The organism is Ideonella sp. P3_A4, assembly GCF_056403075.1.
Map to the genome: position 1 here is coordinate 1 of NZ_JBFUGE010001017.1, position 1472 is coordinate 1472.

Annotated in this window: 2 protein-coding genes; both read left to right on the forward strand. The window is 67.1% G+C overall.

All coding sequences use genetic code 11. From position 1 onward, the window contains the following. On the forward strand, positions 1-1183 hold a 1183-nt coding region (locus AC1DYI_RS35410; protein WP_477208775.1), incomplete at its 5' end, for a DEAD/DEAH box helicase. 101 nt (positions 1184-1284) lie between these two features. Continuing rightward, positions 1285-1472: alpha/beta fold hydrolase (locus AC1DYI_RS35415; RefSeq protein ID WP_477208776.1), on the forward strand; the 188-nt coding region annotated here is incomplete at its 3' end.

Genomic DNA, 1472 nt, shown 5'->3' on the forward strand with positions numbered 1-1472 from the left:
GAATGCGTCCGGGCTGAAGGCCTGGTCCGACCGCGTGGCAGCACTGCGAGAGCAGATGCGCGCGGCCTCGCTTCAAGTGCTGCGGCGCTGCCGGCTGGCCAGCATGACGACCACGCGAGCCGCGTTCACGCTGAAGACGCTGCGTGAACTGGCCACCAACGACGAGCCGCCGTTCGACCTGCTGGTCTTCGACGAGGCGAGTCAGGTGAGCCTGGCCCATGCCCTGCTTCTGATGCCGCTGGGCCGCAGCCGGCTTTTCGCGGGTGACCCGCAACAACTGTCGCCGGTGGTGCGAAGCCCAGACCGAGCCGTGCAGCGCTGGATGGGTCGCTCGGCTTTTTCCGAGATGCCGCGCCGAGGCGACTCGGTTCGGCTGCTGGACGAGCAGTCGCGCATGGCCGGACCCATCTGCGAACTGGTCAGCGATCTTTACTACGACGGTGAGCTGCAGGTGGCGGACGACGCTCGAGCATCGTCCGATTGGCAATCGGCGCGGTCGCGTGCGCTGGGCGAGATCGACGCACAAACCCATGTGCACGTGCACCGGCTGAAGACGGATGGCGCCTGGTCCGCCGCCGATCGCGGGCCGGTGCGCCGTGAATCAGCGCAGGCCATCGCCGAGACCGTGGCTGCCGCGCTGGCCAGCGGCCACTGGCAGCCTAACGAGCTGATCGTGCTGACGCCGTTTCGCGCGCAGCGGGCGTTGATCCGGCAGCGCCTTGTCGCACTCGGCGTGAGCCAGGCGGTCAAGGTGAGCACCGTGCACCGCGCGCAGGGCAGCGAGGCACCGGTGGTGCTGTTCGACCCTGCCGACGGCGCGCAGCCCTTCCTGCAGACCGAACAGGCGCAGCGGCTGGTGAACGTGGCCCTCAGCCGTGCGCAGGCCAAGATCGTGGTCTACCTGTCGCCCGCCGACATGGCGAACCCGCTACTCGCGCCAATCACCCAGCGGCTGCGGCTGGCCGGCGATGAGCGCGAAGCCGTGCCCTTGCGGCACCTCGCTCAGCAACCAGACTTCCCCGCCAACACCATGGGCCGGCGCGTCACCACAGGGCGCCAGACCGGCGAGGTGTCTCGGCTGAGCCCGGATGGCCGGCAGTTCTGGCTGGTCAATGAGCGCACCGGTGCTGAGCAGTTGTTCGATGCGGAGTTCTGGCGCCAGCGCGCCCAGGCCCTGGATTGAGTACATGCGGAAAGAAATTTCGGCAGACTGTCGAATCCGCGCCCGACCGATCGTCGACATCATGAGCGGATCAATCGTTCTCAACCAGGAGCAGCGTCGCCATGGGCAACGAGAAGATGGTCGATGTGAATGGTGCGCAGATCTGCACCGAGGCGTTCGGCGACCCTACGCATCCTGCCGTCTTGCTGATTGCCGGTGCCGCCAGTTCGATGGATTGGTGGGAAGACGACTTCTGCGCTCGACTCGCGTCGCAGCAGCGCTATGTCGTTCGGTACGACTTGCGCGATAC